20 protein-coding genes and 1 tRNA gene are annotated in these 22,448 nt (G+C 43.0%); 12 read left to right on the top strand and 9 right to left on the bottom strand.

Going from position 1 to position 22,448, the window contains the following annotated elements:
• Positions 1 to 6 precede the first annotated feature (6 nt).
• From ACOOE0_RS11640 to ACOOE0_RS11620, 5 genes are all read left to right on the top strand, one after another.
• Positions 7 to 79: transfer RNA gene (locus ACOOE0_RS11640), tRNA-Lys, on the top strand.
• Between the two features lie 272 nt (positions 80 to 351).
• Positions 352 to 1,125 carry an SDR family NAD(P)-dependent oxidoreductase gene (locus tag ACOOE0_RS11635; RefSeq protein WP_420399085.1) on the top strand — a complete coding sequence of 258 codons (774 nt, stop codon included), beginning with the start codon at positions 352 to 354 and terminating at the stop codon, positions 1,123 to 1,125.
• Between the two features lie 86 nt (positions 1,126 to 1,211).
• Positions 1,212 to 2,000 (top strand): SDR family oxidoreductase, encoded by a 789-nt coding sequence (locus tag ACOOE0_RS11630; RefSeq protein ID WP_420399084.1) that lies wholly within the window; start codon positions 1,212 to 1,214, stop codon positions 1,998 to 2,000.
• A 36-nt stretch (positions 2,001 to 2,036) separates the two neighbouring features.
• Positions 2,037 to 3,383 carry an L-fucose:H+ symporter permease gene (gene fucP, locus ACOOE0_RS11625; protein WP_420399083.1) on the top strand — a complete coding sequence of 449 codons (1,347 nt, stop codon included), beginning with the start codon at positions 2,037 to 2,039 and terminating at the stop codon, positions 3,381 to 3,383.
• A gap of 10 nt (positions 3,384 to 3,393) precedes the next feature.
• Positions 3,394 to 3,729: an L-rhamnose mutarotase gene (locus tag ACOOE0_RS11620; protein ID WP_420399082.1), complete on the top strand. Its 336-nt coding sequence runs from the start codon at positions 3,394 to 3,396 to the stop codon at positions 3,727 to 3,729.
• Between the two features lie 27 nt (positions 3,730 to 3,756).
• On the opposite strand, the gene ACOOE0_RS11615 is transcribed toward ACOOE0_RS11620, so the two are convergent.
• The 8 genes from ACOOE0_RS11615 to ACOOE0_RS11580 form a co-directional block, all read right to left on the bottom strand.
• Positions 3,757 to 5,277, bottom strand: a complete 1,521-nt coding sequence (locus ACOOE0_RS11615) for a sulfatase-like hydrolase/transferase (RefSeq protein WP_420399081.1) — start codon at positions 5,275 to 5,277, stop codon at positions 3,757 to 3,759.
• Between the two features lies 1 nt (position 5,278).
• Positions 5,279 to 6,787, bottom strand: a complete 1,509-nt coding sequence (locus ACOOE0_RS11610; RefSeq protein ID WP_420399080.1) for a sulfatase — start codon at positions 6,785 to 6,787, stop codon at positions 5,279 to 5,281.
• 234 nt (positions 6,788 to 7,021) lie between these two features.
• Positions 7,022 to 8,470 (bottom strand): sulfatase, encoded by a 1,449-nt coding sequence (locus tag ACOOE0_RS11605; RefSeq protein WP_420399079.1) that lies wholly within the window; start codon positions 8,468 to 8,470, stop codon positions 7,022 to 7,024.
• Positions 8,471 to 8,534: 64 nt separating this feature from the next.
• Positions 8,535 to 9,839, bottom strand: coding sequence for a sulfatase-like hydrolase/transferase (locus ACOOE0_RS11600; protein ID WP_420399078.1), 1,305 nt, complete (start codon positions 9,837 to 9,839; stop codon positions 8,535 to 8,537).
• A 7-nt stretch (positions 9,840 to 9,846) separates the two neighbouring features.
• Positions 9,847 to 11,298 (bottom strand): sulfatase, encoded by a 1,452-nt coding sequence (locus ACOOE0_RS11595; RefSeq protein WP_420399077.1) that lies wholly within the window; start codon positions 11,296 to 11,298, stop codon positions 9,847 to 9,849.
• A 30-nt stretch (positions 11,299 to 11,328) separates the two neighbouring features.
• Complete coding sequence (locus ACOOE0_RS11590; RefSeq protein WP_420399076.1) at positions 11,329 to 12,171, bottom strand: fumarylacetoacetate hydrolase family protein; 843 nt, start codon at positions 12,169 to 12,171, stop codon at positions 11,329 to 11,331.
• Between the two features lie 22 nt (positions 12,172 to 12,193).
• Entirely contained in the window at positions 12,194 to 14,566 is a 2,373-nt protein-coding gene (locus ACOOE0_RS11585; RefSeq protein ID WP_420399075.1) for a glycosyl hydrolase family 95 catalytic domain-containing protein, read from the bottom strand.
• A gap of 310 nt (positions 14,567 to 14,876) precedes the next feature.
• Entirely contained in the window at positions 14,877 to 15,938 is a 1,062-nt protein-coding gene (locus tag ACOOE0_RS11580) for an SMP-30/gluconolactonase/LRE family protein (protein WP_420399074.1), read from the bottom strand.
• A 199-nt stretch (positions 15,939 to 16,137) separates the two neighbouring features.
• On the opposite strand from ACOOE0_RS11580, the gene ACOOE0_RS11575 reads away from it, so the two are divergent.
• A complete protein-coding gene (locus tag ACOOE0_RS11575) occupies positions 16,138 to 17,325 on the top strand; it encodes an aldose epimerase family protein (protein ID WP_420399073.1) in 1,188 nt (395 codons plus the stop codon).
• 31 nt (positions 17,326 to 17,356) lie between these two features.
• On the opposite strand, the gene ACOOE0_RS11570 is transcribed toward ACOOE0_RS11575, so the two are convergent.
• On the bottom strand, positions 17,357 to 17,788 hold the full coding sequence (locus ACOOE0_RS11570) for an RrF2 family transcriptional regulator (RefSeq protein WP_420399072.1): 432 nt from the start codon (positions 17,786 to 17,788) through the stop codon (positions 17,357 to 17,359).
• A gap of 124 nt (positions 17,789 to 17,912) precedes the next feature.
• Here ACOOE0_RS11570 and ACOOE0_RS11565 point away from each other — a divergent pair, with 124 nt between their 5' ends.
• From ACOOE0_RS11565 to ACOOE0_RS11540, 6 genes are all read left to right on the top strand, one after another.
• On the top strand, positions 17,913 to 18,416 hold the full coding sequence (locus ACOOE0_RS11565; RefSeq protein ID WP_420399071.1) for a c-type cytochrome: 504 nt from the start codon (positions 17,913 to 17,915) through the stop codon (positions 18,414 to 18,416).
• Positions 18,417 to 18,424: 8 nt separating this feature from the next.
• Positions 18,425 to 19,006, top strand: a complete 582-nt coding sequence (locus ACOOE0_RS11560; RefSeq protein ID WP_420399070.1) for a fasciclin domain-containing protein — start codon at positions 18,425 to 18,427, stop codon at positions 19,004 to 19,006.
• A gap of 31 nt (positions 19,007 to 19,037) precedes the next feature.
• On the top strand, positions 19,038 to 20,996 hold the full coding sequence (gene nosZ / locus ACOOE0_RS11555) for a Sec-dependent nitrous-oxide reductase (RefSeq protein WP_420399069.1): 1,959 nt from the start codon (positions 19,038 to 19,040) through the stop codon (positions 20,994 to 20,996).
• A gap of 77 nt (positions 20,997 to 21,073) precedes the next feature.
• Positions 21,074 to 21,676 (top strand): hypothetical protein, encoded by a 603-nt coding sequence (locus ACOOE0_RS11550; RefSeq protein ID WP_420399068.1) that lies wholly within the window; start codon positions 21,074 to 21,076, stop codon positions 21,674 to 21,676.
• 1 nt (position 21,677) lies between these two features.
• Positions 21,678 to 22,124 (top strand): nitrous oxide reductase accessory protein NosL, encoded by a 447-nt coding sequence (locus ACOOE0_RS11545; RefSeq protein WP_420399067.1) that lies wholly within the window; start codon positions 21,678 to 21,680, stop codon positions 22,122 to 22,124.
• Between the two features lie 8 nt (positions 22,125 to 22,132).
• Positions 22,133 to 22,426, top strand: a complete 294-nt coding sequence (locus tag ACOOE0_RS11540; RefSeq protein ID WP_420399066.1) for a hypothetical protein — start codon at positions 22,133 to 22,135, stop codon at positions 22,424 to 22,426.
• Positions 22,427 to 22,448: the final 22 nt, after the last annotated feature.

The raw sequence follows: 22,448 nt of genomic DNA, 5'->3' as shown, positions 1-22,448 counted from the left end.
AAGCAAGACCTGATAGCTCAGTTGGTAGAGCATCTCCCTTTTAAGGAGAGGGTCCTGGGTTCGAGCCCCAGTCAGGTCACAAGGAAAAATTCCACACCACATAAAAACCCTGTCCTTTTTACATAATCGGCAGGGTTTTCTCTTTTTAATTTCCCCTATACTTTCCTCCATTTTTCTGATTTTGTTTAAAAGACTTATTTGACGTTTAGGGCGTTTATATTAACACTTATGCAAAAAAAGTATCAGCATGGGCAATTTTGATAGTTGCCACTTCCCATGGTAAAATTTAATTTTCCACTTTTTGAATTTGTTTCTTTTTTCTTTCAGAAGAGATAAACTTAAATTGTATCGATGAAGTTTTCTTTAAATGGTAAAGTGGTTCTTATCACAGGTGGAGGTAGCGGCATAGGGAAAGCCATTTCCAAGACACTGGCAGAATATGGGGCCTTTGTAAACATTTTGGAATTGAGCTTGGAAAGCGCCCAAAAAACTGTGGATGAAATTCGCAGTCAAGGTGGAAAAGCCGCAGGCCACCAATGTGATGTTTCCAACCAAGGGGATGTGGCCCAATTAGCCAATAGCATTGCCCAATCCGGCACCATAGACATCCTAATCAACAATGCGGGAATTGCCCATGTTGGTAATATTGAAGAAACTGCTGAAAACGATTTGGACAATTTGTACAACGTAAACATCAAAGGCGTTTACAACTGCATCCATTCCTGTATAAAACATATGAAGAAAAAGGGTGGGGTAATCATCAACATGGCCTCCATTGCCAGTACGGTGGCAGTCGCTGACCGGTTTGCCTATTCCATGACCAAGGGAGCGGTACTGACCATGACCTATTCCGTGGCCAAAGATTATTTGGAATATGGCATACGATGCAATAGTATTTCCCCAGCAAGAATACACACTCCCTTTGTGGATGGTTTTTTAAAGAAAAACTATCCCGATAATGTGGATGAGATGTTTGAAAAGCTCTCCAAAACCCAACCTATAGGTCGGATGGGGTTGCCAGAAGAAGTGGCTAATTTGGCATTGTATCTATGCTCAGACGAAGCCTCTTTTATCACAGGGACTGATTTCCCAATTGACGGAGGATTTATCAAACTCAACGGATAGTCTACAATGCGAATTCGCTGTTCACTTTTAACAATGCTAAATAGCTATCCAAAATATTTGCGATGTTGCACTAATGAATTGAAATAATGGATTTAGGTTTAAAGGATAAGGTAATCATTGTTACCGGTGGTTCAAAGGGTATAGGGAACGGTATTAGCCGTGAGCTGGCCAAGGAAGGTGCTATTCCTGTAATAGTGGGAAGAAACAAGGAAAACGTACTTGATGCGGTAAAGAAAATAGAGGAAGATGGAGGAAAAGCTTTTCACGCCTTTGCAGAACTCACCGATCCTGGACAATGCAAGGCTGCGGTAGAGGCTGTTATAAACACCTATGGAAGAATTGATGGCTTGGTCAATAATGCAGGGGTAAATGATGGCATTGGTCTTGAAAACGGTAGTTATGAGGGTTTTCTGGAATCCATCAACCGAAATTTAACCCATTATTACATGATGGCACATTATGCCCTACCCCAACTTAAAGAAAGCAAAGGTGCCATTGTCAACATTGGTTCCAAAACCGCCGAAACTGGTCAAGGGGGGACATCTGGATATGCAGCTGCCAATGGTGGAAGAAATGCCCTTACCCGGGAATGGGCAATAGAACTTTTACCCTATCAAATTCGAGTAAACGCTGTTATTGTGGCTGAATGCTACACGCCCTTATACGATCGATGGATAAAGACTTTTCCCGAACCTCAGAAAAAATTGGAAGAAATCACAAATCGTATTCCTCTGGAAAACAGAATGACCACTTCAGAGGAAATTGCCAGTATGGTAACCTTTCTACTATCAAACAAATCTAGTCACACAACGGGTCAACTTATTTATGTGGATGGGGGCTATACCCATTTAGACCGCGCTTTACTTAATCAATAACCAATCAATAAACTAAAAAACCAATAACCTATAATTATGGAGCAAAAACAAAGAATCCCGGTAGTTGCCAAAGCGTTTCTTTTACCATTTATTCTTGTAACCAGTCTATTTTTCCTTTGGGGTTTTCCAAATGATCTTACCAATCCCATGGTGGAAGTTTTTAAGAACGTGCTTAATATTTCCAATGTAAAGGCTTCCTATGTGCAGCTTGCTTTTTATGGTGGATATGGTACCATGGCCATACCTGCAGCACTTTTCATTAGGAAGTACAGTTACAAATCCGGGATTGTTTTAGGGCTTATCCTGTTCTCGGCAGGAGCCCTCATGTTCTATCCATCGGCACTTTTGGCCAGTTATAACTTTTTCTTGATTTCCTTTTATATCCTCACCTTCGGATTGGCTTTTTTGGAAACCACTGCCAATCCAATGATTTTGGAATTGGGAGATCCCAGGACTGCCACGCAACGCCTTAATCTGTCCCAAGCTTTCAATCCAATGGGAGCCCTATCGGGACAATTGGTGGCGCGACTTTATGTGGTTGACAGGCTGGACACGAAAATTGGGGCAGATACCTCATCCTTGGTATCCTCCGCCCTATCCCCTGAACAACAGCAGCAAATGGTTGAGCACGATCTATCCGTAATTAGCGCCCCATACATCGTTTTGGGTTTTGTGGTTCTAGCCATATTATTGGTTTTCCTTTTCGTAAAAATTGACAACGGAAGCAAAACTGTTGAGAAATTAGACCTAAAAGAGACTTTTTCAAGGCTCTTTTCTAATAAATCCTATTATGAAGGCGTATTGGCCCAATTCTTCTATGTAGCCGCACAGATTATGGTGTGGACTTTTATTTATCAATATGTCACAAACCTTAATGCTTCTAGAGGAGCAGACGAACAATTGAATGCCGTGGTCTATGCTGCCGCCTCAACTATTTTGTTCCTGACGGCCAGGTGGATATGTACGTTCCTGTTCAGATATATATCATCAGCTAAGCTAATGCTCATCTTTGCCATACTTGGAAGTGTGCTCTGCACGGGAGCCATCGTCCTTAGCGGAATGGTGGGCTTGTACTGCTTGGTAGGGGTTTCCTTTGCTATGTCGCTGATGTTCCCGACCATCTATGGCATTGCGCTTAAAGGAATGGGGGATGAGGCCAAAATTGGTTCTGCCGGATTGATCTTGGGAATTGTAGGAGGTGCTTTGATGCCACCCCTACAAGGAAGGATCATTGACATGGGAGGAACCGGTCTCAGCGATGTCAAATTGTTCGGATTCATTCCAGAGGTCAACTTTTCGTTCATCTTGCCTTTGACCTGTTTGATTTTGGTAGCAATATATAGCTATCGCTCTATGAAGAGACAACGTTTGGAAACCGCATAAAAAGAAAATCATGAGTTCACAAAGGTTTGCTTTGGCCTTGGATTTAAAGGATGACCCAAAATTAATTGCAGAATACAAAGCCTATCATAAAAAAATCTGGCCCGAAATAGAGGCCAGCATCAGGGATGCTGGAATTGATTCCATGCAGATTTACCTAGCAGGTAATAGACTTTTTATGATCATTGAGGCTGATGATTCCTTTTCTTTCGAACGAAAATCCAAAATGGACGAAAGCAATACCAAAGTCCAGGAATGGGAAGATTTGATGTGGAATTATCAGCAAGCCCTTCCCATGGCCAAACCAGGGGAAAAATGGATGTTGATGGAAAAGATATTCGAACTCTAAAAAGCCCTATACACAGCTCACCGTATTTTATAAAGTTTGATGTAGTTCATTCAAATCCAATGGGTCATTCATTTTCTTTTGCAAGGCCATCAAATCAGTGAACAAGCTTTGAACCAGAGCTTTGTTTTCTGGATTCCCAGCCAAATCATGCATCTCAAGGGGATCTTCTTCCAAATTAAACAGAAGAATTTTGTCTATTTTGGGATACACAATGAGCTTGTACCCATCCTTTCTGATCATGCGTTGGGATGATTGTTCAAAAGCTCCATACACCCCATCGGTCAAACTCCCTGTTTGGGTCTCCCCTTTGGCCAAGGGCAACAGGCTATTGAACTCTACATATGCTGGTTTCTCAATTTGGGCCAACTCAAGACTAGTGGCCATAATATCCTGTAGGTAAACATCGGTATTGATTTGCTGTCCTGCGGGAATATCTGGCCCAACCACCATTAATGGTACCCTTATACTATGATCAAACATGCTTTGTTTGCCTAACAATCCATGATGTCCCACTGACAGTCCATGATCCCCGGTAAAAAAGATATACGTATTGTCCAACTTCCCAGTAGCTTCCAAGGCATCCAAAATCATGCCCACTTGCTCATCCAAATGGGTGATAATGGCATAGTATTCCTTTAAATGTGTTTTTATCGCAAAAGGTGTTCTGGGGAATGGACCCAAAGCTTCATCACGCATGGTGAAACTGCTGTTCATGGCATCTCCATAAGGGTATTCAGGAAGCCAGTTTTCCGGTACTGGAATGTCCTCAATATCGTATCGGTCCAAAAATGATTTTGGGGATTGTCTCGGATCATGGGGAGCGTTGAACGCCAAGTACATAAAGAATGGATTGTCTTTTTGGCTTGCATCTTCCAGAAAATCAAGCGCATCATCCTTAATTACCTCACTCCAGTGTTTACCTCCGTCCCAAAAACCTTTGAACTTAGGGTCTGATGGTGACCATAGGGTATCATTTTCATCAACAGGTCTAAAATATGCCGGAGGCATTAAGGGTTTTACATCTTTTCCTTCCTTATAAGCCTTATGAATTTCCTTCCAATTGGCTTCACTCCTCAAATCATCCGGCATCCCAGGGCGAATGTGACGAGCCGTATCAAAGACATAATCGGCGGGTGCGTTTACATGCCATTTTCCCGTCATATAGGTAGAATAACCTTTGGAAGCCATTAGTCGCCCCCAGGTATTATTAAGAGCAGTGGAGTCCTGCTCCTTCCATTTTGATGTGATATCATGTGCATTCCAAATGGAAGTTCCTGAAATGATCATAGATCTAGAGGCCACACAAATAGCACCGTTCCACCCTCCCATATTATAGGCATGCGTAAAGGTGGTCCCTTGATTGACCAGCCGATCCAGGTTTGGCGTTTCAATCACGTCATTTCCCAGGGCATGAAGAGCCTCATAGGTATAGTCATCTGCAAAAAGGAACAGGATATTCGGCGTTCCATTGTCCTCTTTGGGTAGCTCTTGGCAAGCTCCCAATAAAAATGCAATCACCAATACACTAACAATTTTTTTGAACATCATTTTATCGGTTTTTGGTTATTTCGATAGGGTATTCTACAAGTTTTTCCGTGGATTTATCCCATGGCATCTGCGCCTCAACCTGAGCCAGGTAATTGGAAAGTAACTGAACCAATTCTTCCTTTTTTGCTGAACTGGCCGCGGCCATGTTTTCTGTTTCACCAATATCTTTTTCAAGATTAAAGAGCTCAATTTTTCTATCAATATGATGATAAATCAGTTTCCATGCACCTTTTCGCACCGCACTATAGGGCGGTTGATCATAGGTGTTGGGAAAATGCCAATAAATCGGGCGTTCCGCAGGATAAGAACCATTTCCTGAAAGCAATGGCACTATACTCATCCCATCCACACTTTTTTGGGCTTCCTCTTTTAGACCTGCTATTTCCAAAAAAGTGGGAAAGATATCTTCTATAATAAAATATTGGTCGTTTACCGATGCTGCCTTGGTCGTTCCTGGCCATTTTACCAGCATGGGCACTCTTACCCCTCCCTCGTAAGGAGTTAGTTTATGTCCTCTCAAGGGAAGATTCTGGGCAGTTTGTTTTGGAGATCCATTGTCCGACATAAAAACAATGATCGTGTTATCCGCAACGCCCAATCGTTCCAGGTTTGCCCTAATATTTCCCAAAGATTTGTCCATTCCCTCAATCATAGCAGCATAGGTAGCATCAAATTCGTTAAGGCCTGCATCGATATATTTTTGGTAATAACGATCGTCCTTTTCCCAAGGAGCATGTATGGCATAGTGGGACATATAGAGATAAAATGGTTTTTTCTCCGCTACCGCTTTGTCAATGGCCTTATTGGCTTCTATCGTCAAGGCCTCTGTTAAAAATATGTCCTCCCCATGATACTTTTCCAATCCAGGAACATCCCAAACTGGCATAGCGTTTCTCCATGCGCCACTGAAGTTGTATTTCCCTAAATAACTACCTGGACCACCGGCAGCATGACCTGCAATATTTACATCGAACCCAAGATTCAGTGGATTTTCCCCTGGAGTTTCCTTGGCTCCAAAATGGGCCTTTCCAACATGAATGGTTTTGTAACCTGCAGTTTTCAATAATTGTGGAAGCGTTTGTGCATGGACTGTTTTATTAATTCCAGCTTGGGCACTTAGACCGTTGACATTCCACTCCGGGGCCACGACCTTGTCATTCTCAGAATCTGTGGATTTATCGGGAAACAAAGTCCAATTGGTCACTCGGTGCCTTGCAGCATTCAGACCCGTCATTAGGCTAACACGTGATGGTGAACATACGGCCGAAGCATAGGCTTGGGTGAATTTCATCCCCTCATTGGCCAATTGTTCCATGTTTGGAGTATGGTACATTTTGTTCAGTTGGGTCAACTCCGTATGAAACGGGACCGAAGTGTCTTGCCAACCCATGTCATCCACAAAAAAGAAAACAATATTGGGTGGTTTTTGCACTTCTGATTTGGATTGACATGATGCCAAAAGAGTCAAAACGCCTAAGACAACAAATGAAATTTTTTTAGGAAGATCCATAAACTATTTATTGGCGTACCATAGATTTTGGAGATATAAAGTCGACAAAAAACTTCCTTGCCTGACTTAGTCATGGTAATTCCATCAAATTTATCGTTACAGACGGGCCAATTCCACCTAATACTTCACCAAAAGGTGTACTTTATTTGCAGTTCCTGTGCAAAATCCCAACTTTTCAGGTCAATTTCTCTCAATAAACAGTTGGCACCTAACTAGCGCTTCGTGTATTCCAAATCAGTAATCTGCATTGTTGGCACTGGCTTCTTGGGATGCCTTCCAAATATTCCATTCCTCCACCATCTTCTGTAGTTGACTGGGGTTGGATTCAGCTAAATTTTCAGTTTCCGATGGGTCTTCAGAAATGTTATACAGCTCAAAGGTATTTCCGTCGTCATTGCTGTATATTTTGAAGTCTTCACCGATTAAGGCTGCTTGCTTGTTGAACCTAAACGCTAGGTTCTTTTCTCTAATATTCACCGTTCCTTGAATCAAGGGCATTAAATCCACGCCATCATAAGGACGATTGTATTTTTTCAAATCTATGTTCAGCACATTAGCAATGGTTGGAAAGTAATCCGAGGTAAAGCAAGGGGATTCCAGTTTTTTACCAGCAGGAATGGTACCAGGCCATTCAACAATGCCGGGCACCCTGATTCCACCTTCATGAAGACTTCTCTTTCTGCCCTTGAGTCCCTTAGTTAGTCCCTGTGTCCTGCCCCCTTCTTCCCTACCTTCGGGACCATTGTCGCTTGTAAAGAACAAGATAGTATTATCGGCCACACCAAGCTCCTTCAGCTTGTTTCTTAACCTACCCACCTGCTCATCCATAGCGGTCAGTGTCCCATAATAATGTTGTTGATCTTCAGATAAATCGGCATACTGTTTTCTGTAAGCTTCCCCAGTCAAGACTGGAAGATGCGGGGTATGGAACCAAATAACGCTCAAAAAGGGTTGTTTCCTATCCACTGCACTTTCAATAAAAGGGACTACCCTATCCATAATTACCCGGGAATCATCACCTTCCAGGTTTTCAGTTTCAACTGCTCCCGGTGCTGTCCAGTACCGTGTATTGAAGGATTTTCCAGTTTCCAGTGCTGCCGAGACATCACCGGCTGTCTTTGGTGGTGTGATCATGGGGTCCCAAGTGGGCACTTTTGATTCCGTAACAAAGTAGGTATCAAAGCCATGATCTATAGGCGGAGCATAATGTGAATCATGCTGTGGTCTTCCTCCACGGTTGGCATCAATAGTATCCCGAGTGAGCGTTCCCAAATGCCATTTACCAAAATGTCCTGTGGTGTAACCTTCTTCTTTGACCAACTCAGCAAGGGTAATTTCTTCGGATTTTATATGCCCACAGTTGGCCGTACAGATGCCGTAACGTAGCGGATGACGTCCAGTCAACACACTTCCTCGAGTAGGAGAACACACCGCTGAAGCAGCATAAAACCGATTAAACACTACCCCATTAGCTGCCATCTTATCCAGGTTGGGTGTCTTCAAATAGGGATGTCCATTATAGCCAGTATCACCCCATCCCTGATCATCCGTCATTATCAAAATAATATTGGGTTTTTCAGGGGAGTGCGCTTCCTTTCTGTTGTTATCTTTTATATCTCTACAACCAACTATTGCAAATCCAACAATTAGTAGAAGAATAAAAAGTGGTGGTATGTGCTTCAAACTTTATGTTTTAAAAGTGGTTTAGGTTGATTGCATAAAGGATTTGCTATTCCTTTTATTTCCTTTATTGATATTCCTTCAAAACTTTCTGGAATTGATGCACCAGCTGCTTAACCTCAGATGGCTGTTCTTCCGCGTTTAGTGGATTTTGCTCACTTGGATCATTCGTTAGATGGTAGAGTTCCCCGTTTTCATAGAACTTCCAAGTTTTATTCTGTACATATCTTTTGGGTTCAAATTTTCCCCAGTTGGGATCATAGTGGCAAAATACCCAGTCTCGTGGAGTATAATCGGCCCCGGTCAATTGTGGGTAGAAACTAAGGCCGTCAGATTCGGTTTTATCCAGTTTCTTTTGGGTGGCCGCTTCCATAATGCTGGGTAGAAAATCTGTAAAGTCAATTAGGTTTGGGTTTACAGTTCCTTTTTTAATATGTCCCTTCCAATTGGCAATAAAAGGGACATGTGTTCCTGCATCCGTTGTGTATCCCTTTTCACCCGTTAAGGGTTCATTATTGATTATGGATGTTACATCCCTATCGGTTCCATTATCCCCGATAAACAAGATCAATGTGTTTTCACTAATCCCCAGAGATTCAGTTTCATTGACTATCCGCCCCACTAATTTGTCCATATAGCCCACCATTTCGCCAAAATATTTTGGGTCATTTGTCTTTGACTGGGGGTCAAACCCTCCAAATTCTTGATTGTCAGGTGATGGAACAAAGGGATCATGGGTAAGTACCATAGGATAATACACAAAAAATGGGTTGTCCTTGTTCTTGCTCATAAAAGCATTGATATAGTCCACGAACACATCTGGCCCAAATCCACCCTTGAATTCCTTTGCGCCCTCGCCTTTAATAGTTAACAATGGGTCTTTATATCGAGACCCCCTTTGATCCACTTGCCATAAACAGAAATCATCAAAACCTGCATTTTCTGGAAGAGATCCCACTTTGTTCCCCGCCAAGGCTTGTTGATGCTCATTGCCCAACAATTGCCATTTTCCGGCAACCAAGGTTTTATAGCCTGCTTCCTGCATATAATGTCCAAAGGTTTTCTCCTTGGGATCTAGCAATCCGAACCCTATATAGTTTCTGAAATTGTATTTCCCTGTCATCAGCTGTACTCTGGATGGGGTACACAAGGGAGTGGAATAACAATGGTCAAACCGCATTCCTTCAACCGCAAGTTGGTCCAAATTGGGGGTTTTGTAGCTGTTGCTTCCATAAACGCCCAAGGTCTCATAACCCAAATCATCCGCCATAATCAGGATAATGTTGGGGCTTTGGTTATTGTTTTTATCGGTTCTATCAGATTTGCATGACCAAACAAGAACTATCAAGCATATATAGAGAAGTTTTTTCATTTTGATCTTACTTTTTTGAATAATCTATACCCAAGTCATTCGTTCTTACCTCCAACAACTTCTGCCTTAATTTTTCCTGAAAGTAGCTTACGTTCTCTTGATATTCGGAAAGGGTGGCCAGATTGGTATACTGCCCAGGATCCTGCTGCATATCAAATAGCTCTATACCCAATGAAGCATCCTCTCCATATTGAATGTAGGCCCACTTATTAGTTCGCAATAAAAAAGTCTCTCCATTCTGGGTCACCGAAAAAGCCATATCGCGCACCGTATGTTCCGGGTCATCCAAAGTTTTGACCAAACTTTTTCCCTGGATATGTTCCGAATATGAAAGTCCTGCCAATTCTGATACGGTGGGATATAAATCCAACAATTCTACAAAAGAGTTACATACGGCAGGTTCTTTCCCTGGAACTTTTATTATCAATGGGACTTTGGCAGATTCTTCTTTAACACTGACCTTCATCCAAAATTCATGTTCTCCCAGATGAAAACCATGATCAGAAGTGAAAATAACTATGGTATTGTCCTCCAAGCCCTCATCCTTTAAGGTTTGGAGAACCTTTCCCACCTGCCTGTCCATGTATGCTACGGAGGCGTAATAGGCTGCAATGGCTTTTTGTTTTTGCACCTGGGTCATTTGGGCATTCTTGCTGGTTACATAGTTAATACCCTTTTGGGGAATGTCGTCCCAGTCACCCTCAAAGTTGTTGGGCAGCTCAATATCCGCATGCGGATATGGCTTAAAGTCATCCCGTGGGGCCACGAACGGAACATGAGGTCTTACAAAACCTACAGCCAGAAAAAAAGGTTCGTCCTTGTGCTGTCGAATCAATTCTGAAGCTTTGGCAGCGGTTTTCCCATCGGAATGGACCATATCATCCCCGTCCGCTTTGACAATCGTCATTACATTGCCTCCTTTAATGGGTTTGGAACCATCAGGATTTCCTTGAACCAACTCTCCATCGCCCAAGGCCGTCCACTCGGGTCCCTGGCTATTAAATCGCTCGGTCCAGGATGCCTCGTCGTCCTTTCCATCAGATCCCAATTCAATGTCTATGGGAACCCCCATATGATAAATCTTGCTCACCCGAGCTGTGTAATACCCGTTGTTCTTGAACAATTGGGGCCATGTGACCCTTTCATCCCCAATGTTTTCCCTACCACTGACATAGCCAAAGGTCTGTGTTGCATTGGGGTAATATCCTGTTAGAAAAGAAGCCCTTGAAGGGCCACAAACCGGATATTGACAATAGGCTCGTGTATATCGGACTCCTTCTGCAGCCAAACCATCTATGTTTGGGGTCCGGGATATCTTGTTCCCATAAGTGGAAACCGCAGTTGTAGTAAGGTCATCAGCTATGATAAAGAGTACGTTTGGTTTTCTTTGTTCCTTCCCATCACTTTGACATGATAGGAACAAGATGCCGGATAGTAGGAGAATCAACTTGGTCTTCATAAAGCTTCCGTCAGTTTGTAAACTTTGTTTCTATTCCTTTTTGCCTACATGGTTGACGAGTTTTCCAATACCATCAATGGTAATTGAAATCTTGTCCCCCACTTCCAAGGTAAAATCGTCTGGTGGTACCAAACAAGTTCCTGTCATTAGAAAAACACCTTGGGGAAAATCACATTCCCTAAACAAAAAGGACACCAGCTCCCCGAAATCACGTTTTATCTTGGAAATGGCCACATCTTCCTTGAACATCGTCTTTCCATCCCTTTCAATGGTAATATGAATTCTTGTTGTAGTTGGAATTGGGCTTCTTGGAACAAAAATGCACGGCCCTAAGGCAGCACATTTCTCATAAACCTTGGCTTGAGGAAGATACAAGGGATTTTCACCCTCTATACTTCTTGAACTCATATCGTTGCCAATGGTATAGCCTTCAATAGACCCATTTGAGTTTATTAGCAAAGTTAATTCCGGTTCTGGAACGTTCCAGGTGGAATCTTTCCTTATATACACCTCATCGCCAGAGCCCACACATCTCTGGGCCGTAGCCTTAAAAAATAACTCTGGTCGCTCCGCATCGTATACCATGTCATAAAAAACAGAGCCGCCAGATTCCTTGGCTTCATCCATACGGGCAGTCTTACTTCTTTCATAGGTAACCCCTGCTGCCCAAATTTCCTGATTATCTATAGGGGGATCAAAACGATCTTGGTCCAAAAAGGATCCATCGGTCTCCTCCCAATCCGCAATCTCCTTTTTCAAGAATTCATGAAGTCCATCACGATTAATAAATGTTGTCCAATCTGCAATTTCTCTTTTCCGATAGCTCCCTTCGTTGTCGATAAATGCAGTTGTTCCTTTTCGGTAAATCTTCATCTTTTCAAATTATTTCAATCCATTAATCGTTGGTTGAATCCGAACCTAGGTTCAGTTCCATATCATAACCCACAGTAAAAGTCTCTCCTTTTAACAAGCCCAACCTGAGGGTCTTATCCCGATATTTTACGTAGCAGGAGTTTCCGCTCTTTGATGTTATGTTGGCCTCCACCAATTTTCCATCTTTCCATGTAATATCTACTTCAAAATTTCCACGGGCTTTTAATCCTTTCACGCTTCCCGATTTCCAAGCGTCTGGAAGTGCTGGCAACAAAGTAATTCGGCCATCGTGGGATTGAACCAACATTTCCGCAATCCCCGCGGTTGCTCCCATGTTTCCATCCAGTTGAAATGGTGGGTGCGCACAGAGCATATTGCTATAGGTGCCACCCCCCGTGAGCATTTCAAAACCTTCATCCGTGGTGGTCTTCAACAACCTGCGGATAAGTTTGTGTGCTCTGTTTCCTTCGCGCAATCTTGACCAAAAATTGATTTTCCACCCCAAAGACCATCCAGTACCTTGATCACCCCTTGCATTCAAAGATTTCTTTGCCGCTTGCGCCAAGTCCGGTGTACCATCCAAGGTAATCTGTTTTCCCGGGTGTAGGGCAAACAAATGGGATATATGTCTGTGTTTATTCTCTGGGTCGTCCACGTCCTCTTTCCATTCCTGTAATTGCCCCCATCTTCCAATTTGAGGAGGAAACAAACGACTTTTGGAAGCCATCACCTCTTGTTTAAAATCGTCTTCTATACCCAATACTTCACAGGCTTCAATACAGTTGGTGAACAAATCCCAGACGATTTGCAAATCCATGGATGCGCCTTCCGAAATACCACCATGCTCCGGGGAATATGACGGTGCAGAAACCAAATACCCTTGTCCATCATCCATAAGATAATCCAACCAAAATAGGGCAGCTTCCTTCATTATGGGAAAACCTTGTTCCTTAAGATACTCCTTATTTTGGGTGAACTCATAATGTTCCCATGCATGTTGACTTAGCCAACCCGCCCCTCCTGGAAAAAATCCCCATGGAAAATCCCAGCCTGGAGCCGTGAATCCGAATGGGTTGTTCATGGTATTTACAATCCATCCGTCCGCATCAAAAAAACTGGCTGCACTCTTCTGACCTGGTGCTATCAAGCTCTCCATGTAATCGATTAGCGGCTGGTGGCACTCACTTAAGTTGGTAAGTTCAGCCGGCCAGTAAATCATTTGTTCATTGATATTCATGTGATAATCCGATGCCCAAGGAGGCGCGGTCTTATCATTCCATTTTCCCTGCAAATTGGCAGGCATGGTTCCTGGTCTGGAGCTACTGATCAACAAATACCTACCATATTGAAAGTACAGTGCTTCCAATGAAGGGTCCTCCTGCCCTTTTTCATAAGCTTTCAAACGCTCATCAGTTGGTAAGGATGCTATATGGGTGGCCTCCAATGACAAATCTACCCTCTGGAAAAGTTCGTGGTAATCTGAAAGATGTTCCTCCAACAATTCTTGAAAGGACATCTCTTTGGCTTTCTTCATGGCAGCCAAGTTTTCCGCCTTGTAATCCTTCCCTTTGTAAATGGGATAGTTGTTCAAATAATCCGTACCAGCCACCAATTTCAACGTAATGGCATTGGATGCCGTAACTTTGATCTTATTCTCATCAAATCCAATGTCGCCCCCTTTGGTTTCCAAATGTAGACGGGCGCCAAATGCCATTCCATTGTTCTCCAATACGCCATTCAAAATCAGTTCACTCCCGCTTGGGGAATAGCTCACTTTTTTATGTGGAGTGGTCAATTCAATGGTGTAATCTTGTCCTTGGGGTGCATCATTTTCCAGTTTAAACACCAATACTTTACTTGGATAATTGGCGAAGTACGTTCTTTTATGATGAATATCCCCATCGGCATAGGTAACCCGTGCAATCGCGTCAGAAATATCCAGTTCTCTTTGATACTCGGAGATATCAGCAGTATTTTCCACAGCAATATAAATATCACCAAAGGCTTGGAACGCACCAAAACCTTCCCAGAACTCATGATTGTTATTTCTTTTGATTATACCTGTAAGTTCTTTGTTCGCCAAAGCATGGGCCTTCTCCAGTTCACCCTTGGATAAAAGATTCCGTACTTGTGGCAAATATTTGTGGGCATCTTCACGATTTCCCCCGTTATACGCTTCCCACTCTCCGGGCCCGCCTACCCAGAGCGATTCTTCATTGAATTGGATACGCTCTCTTTCCACCCCACCAAAAACCATGGCTCCCATGTAACCGTTTCCAATGGGGAGGGCTTCCCGCATCCACGATTTTGCCTCTTTTTTGTACCAGATTTTCAAATTATCGGCTGAACTTTCATCTTGAGGAGCTTGACAAGCGGACAGTACAACAACTGCCATTGCAATCAAGCTTAATTGACGGACCAATCGGGGCCATTTTAAGTGCTTTAAAATCACTGGAATCTATGTGTTTTGTAAAAAATCTAAATGTAGTACGGTCAGGTACCACTCTCCACTAGAAAATAAACATAAACCTATACTCTTTTTGCCCTTATGAACTTAAGCAAGGTCGCAAAGTGAATGTTTTAAACTGAAAAGAATTTGCTCAGTAAGCAAATGGACATTGACTTCCCCGCGTTTTCTTATTCTTTCCTTATGGAAAGTTGCCAGCAATACTTAATACTGCGCATCGAAGCAGCAATGAACTCTATTATTTTAGATTGACCTTTAGCAAATAATCGTCCGCAGTAAGGAAAAGTTGTTTTTCATCGGTGCTAAGCGCACAATTCGAAGTTCGTTGCCCAGTATAAACCCTTGCCAAGGTTTTTCCAGTTGGGTCAAATACCCACAGCCCCCCTGGCCCGGTAGCCAGCACATATCCCTCACTGTGCACTTTTAATCCGTCAGGTGCCCCTTGTTGTCCTTCTTTCCCCATTAAATGGGTGGCGTCATGAAACAATGTTTTGTTTTCCACTACTCCGGGTTCCTTTACATCGTATTGGTACCACACGGCGTGCTTGGAATCGGAAACAGCAACATAAAGTTTGTCTTGATCTGGGGACAGGCAAATACCGTTAGGCCTTGTCAACTTATCCAACAACACCAGTTCCCCAGAACTCTTTAAGCAGTACACGCCTTGAAAATCCAGCTCCTTTTCGGGGTCATCCATAGCCTTGGGAAGACCATAAGGTGGATCGGTAAAATAGAAATTGCCCTGCTTGTCAAAATAACCATCATTGGGGCTATTGAATCGTTTGCCTTCATAGTTGTCCACCAAGGGTTCAAACTCGGATTTGGGGTTACTTAATGGAGCAGTCATGCGGGCAACTCTTCGTTCCCCATGCTGCATTAAGACCAACTGCCCATTGCCATCCAAAGTGAGGCCATTGGAACCTGGCTCCTTAAAGTCATCCCCTACCTCTCCCAAAAATCCAGAAGGATGCAGATAGGTAGTCGTATCCTTGGTCTGGGAATCCCATTTAAACACCTTATTGTTGGGAATATCGGAAAAGAGCAAATATTCTCCGTCGTCAATCCAGAGGGGGCCTTCAGACCATTTGAATCCGCTTGCCAATACCTCAATGGAAGCAGTGGAATCTATAATTTTTAATGCTTCTTCGTCCAAAATTTCAATGGCAAAAGCCTGGGAAATATCTAAAACCTCCTTTGAAATAGGTTCTTGCTTTTCAGGTGTTGCTTTTGGAGTTTGTTTGCACGAGGCCACGCTTAAAACGACAAGGCATCCTGCTATAAGGTTATTTTTGATATTCATAGGTCGGTCGAATTTTACTTTGCACAAGGTACTTGAAAAATACCGATAATTGGAATAAAGCATTCTCTGGGATAGGGAAATTGAGGCTTGCAAAATCAAGGATTCCTTATGCTGCTCTTCTTTCGCAAGGCATAACAATATTCATCAAATGTGTTCTCCCAAATTTAATTACATTTAAAGCTTGCAAATCCAAATAACTATGTCGGTTAAAAATCTGAATTATCTTTTTTTAGCTTTTCTGTTCGCCATTTCGGCTTGTAAAAGAACGGAACAAAAACCTGCATCCGATAGCAACCAAACCCAACAGCAAACCAGTATGGCCAACAAAATTGACCCTAAAAAATTTGAAAAGGTAGTTGAAGGCGACTCCATTCACATGCATGTTCTTAAAAATAAGTCCGGAATAGAGGCATACTTTACCAACTACGGGCAACGATTGGTGGCTTTGTACGTACCAGACAAGCAGGGCAATTTTGGAGATATTGTATTGGGATGCAACACTTTGGAAGGTTATTACCAACCAGGAACCGATTACTTTGGGTCGACCATTGGCCGCTACGGCAACCGTATAGCCAAAGGCAAGTTTACCTTGGATGGAAAAACGTACACCTTGGCCACCAACAATGGCCCTAATCATCTACATGGAGGCGACAAAGGTTATGACGAAGTCGTTTGGGCAGTGGACCATGCTTCATCAAATGAAATACAATATTCCAGAACCTCCCCTGATGGCGAAGAAGGGTATCCCGGAAACCTCAAGGTAACTGTGCGTTATGTCTTGACCGATGACAACCAACTTCAAATTTTTTATGAAGCAGATACGGATCAAAAGACCATCGTGAACCTTACCCATCATTCTTTCTTTAATCTAAAAGGTGAAGGGCAAGGAACCATTTTGGACCACATCATAGAAATCAATGCTGACCACTATACACCAGTGGATTCTACCTTAATACCCCTTGGAACCATTGACCCCGTAGCTGGAACGCCGCTTGATTTCACCACTGCCAAACCGATTGGGCAGGATGTAGATGCAGATGTGGAACAATTAAAGCATGGGGGTGGATTTGACCATAACTACGTACTCAACCCCTCTCCGAAAAATGAGGATGGACTTACTTTTGCTGCCAGGGTAACCGAACCAGAAACCGGGAGGGTTATGGAGGTTTATACCAACGAACCTGGAATGCAATTTTATAGTGGAAATTTTATGGATGGTACGGTAGATGGAAAAAAAGGTGAACCCTATGTTTATCGTGGAGCCATTTGTTTGGAAACTCAACACTACCCAAACTCACCCAATCAGCCCAATTTCCCAAGTACGGTGCTGGAACCAGGACAGACGTATGCATCTGCTTGCGTTTACAAGTTCAGTGTGGTGAAGTAGATTTCACCCAAAGTTTCAACAAATCAAATAATTAAAGCGGTAATACCGATTTACCCGATTTTACATCCCCTATTAGTTGCTTAATAGTGGTTTCCTCAAGATTTTTGATAAAAAAACTGTTGGCATTACCAACAAGGTCATGGAGTGCGCAGGGGTTTTCACTGTCACATTCGTGTATACTTAGCATGCATGAACGGAGTCGCTGCTCCCCGTCAATCACCTCTACCACACGAATCAAGGGTAAGTCAATATTTTGGTCACTCGCATAAAATCCACCCTTTGGTCCCCTTGAGGAGGAAATAATACCATTTTTGGAAAGTTTCTGCATCAGTTTGGCCAAGTAGGATTGAGGCACATTGATTCTGGAATAAATGTCCTTCACCATTAATTTATTATCCTCATTGGTGTGCAAGGCCAAATAAAGCACAGCTTTTAACGCATATTTGGCCGAATTTGAAAGCATGCTCCCCTGTCTTTAGTTCATTATACAAAGTAAAAAAGATGTTTTTATCCGAAATGTGATTTTTATCATATTCTGCGCGAAATTCTGCCCATACATTTGCCCCAAATCCAACAATTGATATCACATGAAAATTATTGTAAAAGGCAGTTCGCTACTACTCTTGACCCTACTAATCGCCTGCGGAGGCAAACAAGAAAAAAAACAAGACGGCTTCCAGGTTGAAAGGCAAAAAACTACACAAAAAACCGAGCAAAAGGTGGAAACGGAAACTACCAAAGCATCGGAAAGAATAGACTTGGAAAGTAAAGGTGTTGGTCCTGTGACCTCAGTAACCCTTAACGATGCCATTGATCAAGCCATGGCTGATGAAGGTAAAGCGGTTTATGATCAAATGTGTCTTGCTTGCCACAGAATAGGCAAAAAGTTCATCGGACCTGCCCCAGATGGCATTTTAGAAAGAAGATCCCCTGAGTGGGTCATGAACATGATTCTAAATCCTGAAGGCATGGTAAAGGATGACCCCCTAGCCAAGGATCTATTTATGGAATTTAACGGATCTCCCATGGCCAATCAAGGGCTGACAGAAGAACAAGCCCGGGCCGTGCTTGAATACTTTAGAACCTTATAAATATTTGTATGAAACTAGCAACCAGCATTAAACTTTTCATTGGTCTGTTCCTAGCCGGGTCCCTCTTGACCGGTTGCAAGAACGAGACCAAAACCCAGAGCCCGTCCACCAATGAGGTGGCGTCACAGCAAGAAAGCAAAAAACAGGGCCAAGCATTCCTAAAGGATGATGAAGCCACACCCAATGTCCTTGACATTGCCATTGGCTCCAAGGACCATTCCACCTTGGTAGCTGCGGTACAGGCAGCCGAGTTGGAAAATGCCTTGGTCAATGCAGGCCCCCTTATGGTCTTTGCACCTACCAACGCGGCCTTTGAAGCTTTACCTGAAGGAACGGTTGAAAATTTGCTCAAACCTGAAAACAAAGCCGCCCTGGCCAACATTTTACAATACCATGTAACCCCAGGAAAATACAGTAAGGATTTCCTTAAGAAATTCAAGAAACTGGGACAAGCCAATAACCAGAGTGTACCCGTGGAAGTCCAAGGGGATGACGTATTTATTGGTGGGGCCAAAATTTTAGCCAGTGTACCTGCCGGTAACGGTATTGTGCATGTAGTGGACAAGGTAATGCTTCCACCGGAAGAATAGAAAATCAACAATTAAAATAAAAACAACTACGATGAATAAATTTCGCTTTTTAATGCTTGCCCTAATAGCTTCAACCATGTTCCTGGTGAGCTGTAATCAAGGGGGCAACAGCTCCAACGGAGCACTGTCGTCCAGTGCTGCGGAGAAAGTTTATGTGGCACCCGGGGAACACGATGAGTTCTACGCCTTTGTCTCTGGAGGTTTTAGTGGACAACTTTCCGTCTACGGACTTCCATCGGGAAGGTTGTTCAAAGTCATTCCGGTGTTTTCACAAGATGCAGAAAAAGCATGGGGTTACAATGAAGAAACCAAGCCCATGCTCAACACTTCCCACGGATTTGTTCCTTGGGATGATGCCCACCACCCAGATATTTCCCAAACCAATGGGGAATTGGATGGTAGATTTGTATTTATCAACGGTAACAACACACCAAGGATAGCCAAAGTGGATCTTAGCGTGTTTGAAACCACAGAAATCATTGAGATTCCAAACAGTGCTGGTAACCACAGTTCCGCTTTTGTTACTGAAAACACGGAGTATGTGGTAGCAGGAACCCGATTTTCTGTTCCTATTCCGCAAAGGGATATGCCCATCAACGAATACAAGGGCAATTTCCAAGGCTCACTTTCCTTTATTAGTGTAGACCCCGAAGACGGAGGAATGGATCTTTCGTTCCAGGTGCTTATGCCAGGTTTCGATTATGACTTGGCCCACCCTGGAAGGGGAGCTTCCCACGGATGGATGTTCTTCTCCACCTATAACTCTGAGGAGTCACATTCACTAATGGAAGTGAACGCCTCTCAAAATGATAAGGATTTTATCGCCGCAGTAAACTGGAAAAAAGCTGAGGAATATATCAAAGAAGGTAAATTCCAGACTATGCCGGCCAATTACGCTCATAACGTGTATGATGAAGGGACCCACACAGCTACTTCTACCATGAAGAAAGAAGTGCGGGTTTTGGATGCCTCGGAATTACCAGGCTTGGTTTACTTGCTTCCAACTCCAAAATCACCTCACGGTTGTGATGTGGATCCTACGGGTGAGTATATTGTAGGGAACGGAAAACTGTCTTCAGATTTGACCGTACACTCCTTTAGCAAAATGATTCAGGCCATTGAAAATGAAAAATTTGATGGCGAAGCCTATGGTATCCCAATCCTAAGCTTTGAAGATGTGCTTGCAGGTAGTGTGAAACAAGCTGGATTAGGTCCCCTGCACACTGAGTTTGATGGTAAAGGAAACGGATATACCACCTTCTTTATTTCATCCGAAGTGGTAAAATGGAAAGTAGGTACCTGGGAGGTAGTGGACAGACAACCTTGTTACTATTCAGTAGGGCACTTGATGATTCCAGGCGGAAACTCAAGAAAACCCTTTGGTAAATATGTGCTCGCTATGAACAAGATTACCAAGGATAGATATCTGCCAACTGGGCCTGAAGTGACTCAGTCAGCGCAGCTGTATGATATTTCTGGTGAAAAAATGGAACTTCTGCTTGATTTCCCTACGGTTGGAGAACCGCACTATGCTGCTGGTATAGCCGCCGATTTGGTGAAGGAAAGATCCAAGAAAATATATAGTTTGGAAGAGAACAAGCATAAATATGCTACTACTTCCGATGCCAATGTAAGGGTAGAACGAGACGGAAATGAGGTACATGTGTATATGACCATGATCCGAAGCCACTTTAATCCTGACAATATTGAGGGAATCAAGGTTGGTGACAAGGTCTACTTCCACGTCACCAATTTAGAACAGGATTATGACGTACCCCACGGAGTAAGTATGATCGGTGCCAATACTTCAGAACTTCTGATTATGCCAGGACAGACTGAAACCTTTGTTTGGGAACCCAAGCAAGTAGGGGTATGGCCGTTCTACTGTACGGATTTCTGTTCAGCCCTACACCAAGAAATGCAGGGTTATGTAAGAGTTTCCCCTGCCAGTTCCAACATTGAGTTGAGCTGGTCACTGGGTGAAGATTAGTTTTAGTGCAAAGTTGAATTGTAACGAATCAGCGGGAGGGCTTCCCTCCCGCTTTTTCAAACTTAATTATCCCATCCATGAAAAAGAAAGCTAGAATCTTGATGTTAGTTGGAGCCTTGCTACCCTTGTTGCTGTTTGTTTTCCCTTTATGGAAAATAACCTTGGAAGCGCCTCAATATCCAACGCCGTTGGGTATGTTCATCCATATCAACGACTTTTCGGATGCCAACCCTCACGATATCAAAAACATCAATTTGATGAACCACTACGTGGGTATGAAATATATTCCGGAAGCTATTCCAGAGTTCAAAATATTCCCAGCTGGAATCTTGATCACTACGTTTATAGGACTCCTAATTGCCTGGAAAGCCAATCACAAATGGTACTTATATTGGTTTATTCTGATGGTAGTGCTCAGCAGCGCCGGGCTTTATGATTTTTACCTCTGGGAACACGATTACGGACATGACCTAGATCCCAAGGCCATCATGAAATTTACCAATCCAGATGGATCTGTAATGGGATTTCAACCGCCACTTTTTGGATCCAAGGACATTCTCAACTTTACAGCCCACTCCTATCCCCAGTTAGGTGCAGTAAGCCTTGGTATTGGTATGGGGCTATCATTGCTGGCCTATCTTTTTGTAAGACGGGAAAACAAAAAACTTAAAATCAGTTAATATGAAAATCCATCGCGTATCCAAGGTATTTTTGTTTCTATTGGCTGTGGCGGCATTGCTGAGTTGTAATGCTAAGCCCCAAGAAATCACCTATGGTACAGATGGGTGTCACTTTTGCAGGATGACCATTGTTGATGCCCAACATGCAGCACAATTGGTCACCAAAAAAGGGAAGGCCTTCAAGTTTGATGCTGTTGAATGCATGGTCAATTATCTAAAGGAAGTGGACTCCAATACAGTCGCCCTTTATTTATGCAACCACTATACCGAACCCAAGGAACTGATTGACGCCACCCAATCCACGTTTTTAATCAGCAAATCCATTCCTAGCCCCATGGGCGCCTATCTAACAGCCTTTGAAACAAAGAATGAAGCAATGGCCACCCAAGAAAAATCAATGGGAGAATTATATACCTGGGACGAATTGCTTGTCCATCTCCACAATTAGGTCAAATCATGTACAAAATTGATAACCATATCAGAACAGAAGGATTCGATGGCCTTAAAGTGCATCGGTTAACCCAAACGGAATCCTTGGAAGTATTGTTGATTTCCCTGGAAAAAGATGCTATATTCCCAGAACACAGTTCTCCTAAAGATGCTCATTTGTTGGTTCTGGAAGGGGATATTGACTTTCGGATCAACAAGCATAATTACAGGCTTATGGAACAGCAATATTTCAATTTTCCAAAGGATGAGATTCACTGGGTAAAGGCCCATAAAAATTCCAAATTCCTAATCATCAGATAAACAGGTTGTGAACGTTTGGAAT

It is taken from the genome of Flagellimonas sp., from assembly GCF_965215805.1.
Lineage (GTDB): Bacteria > Bacteroidota > Bacteroidia > Flavobacteriales > Flavobacteriaceae > Flagellimonas.
This window is presented reverse-complemented; position numbering and strand designations above follow the sequence as displayed.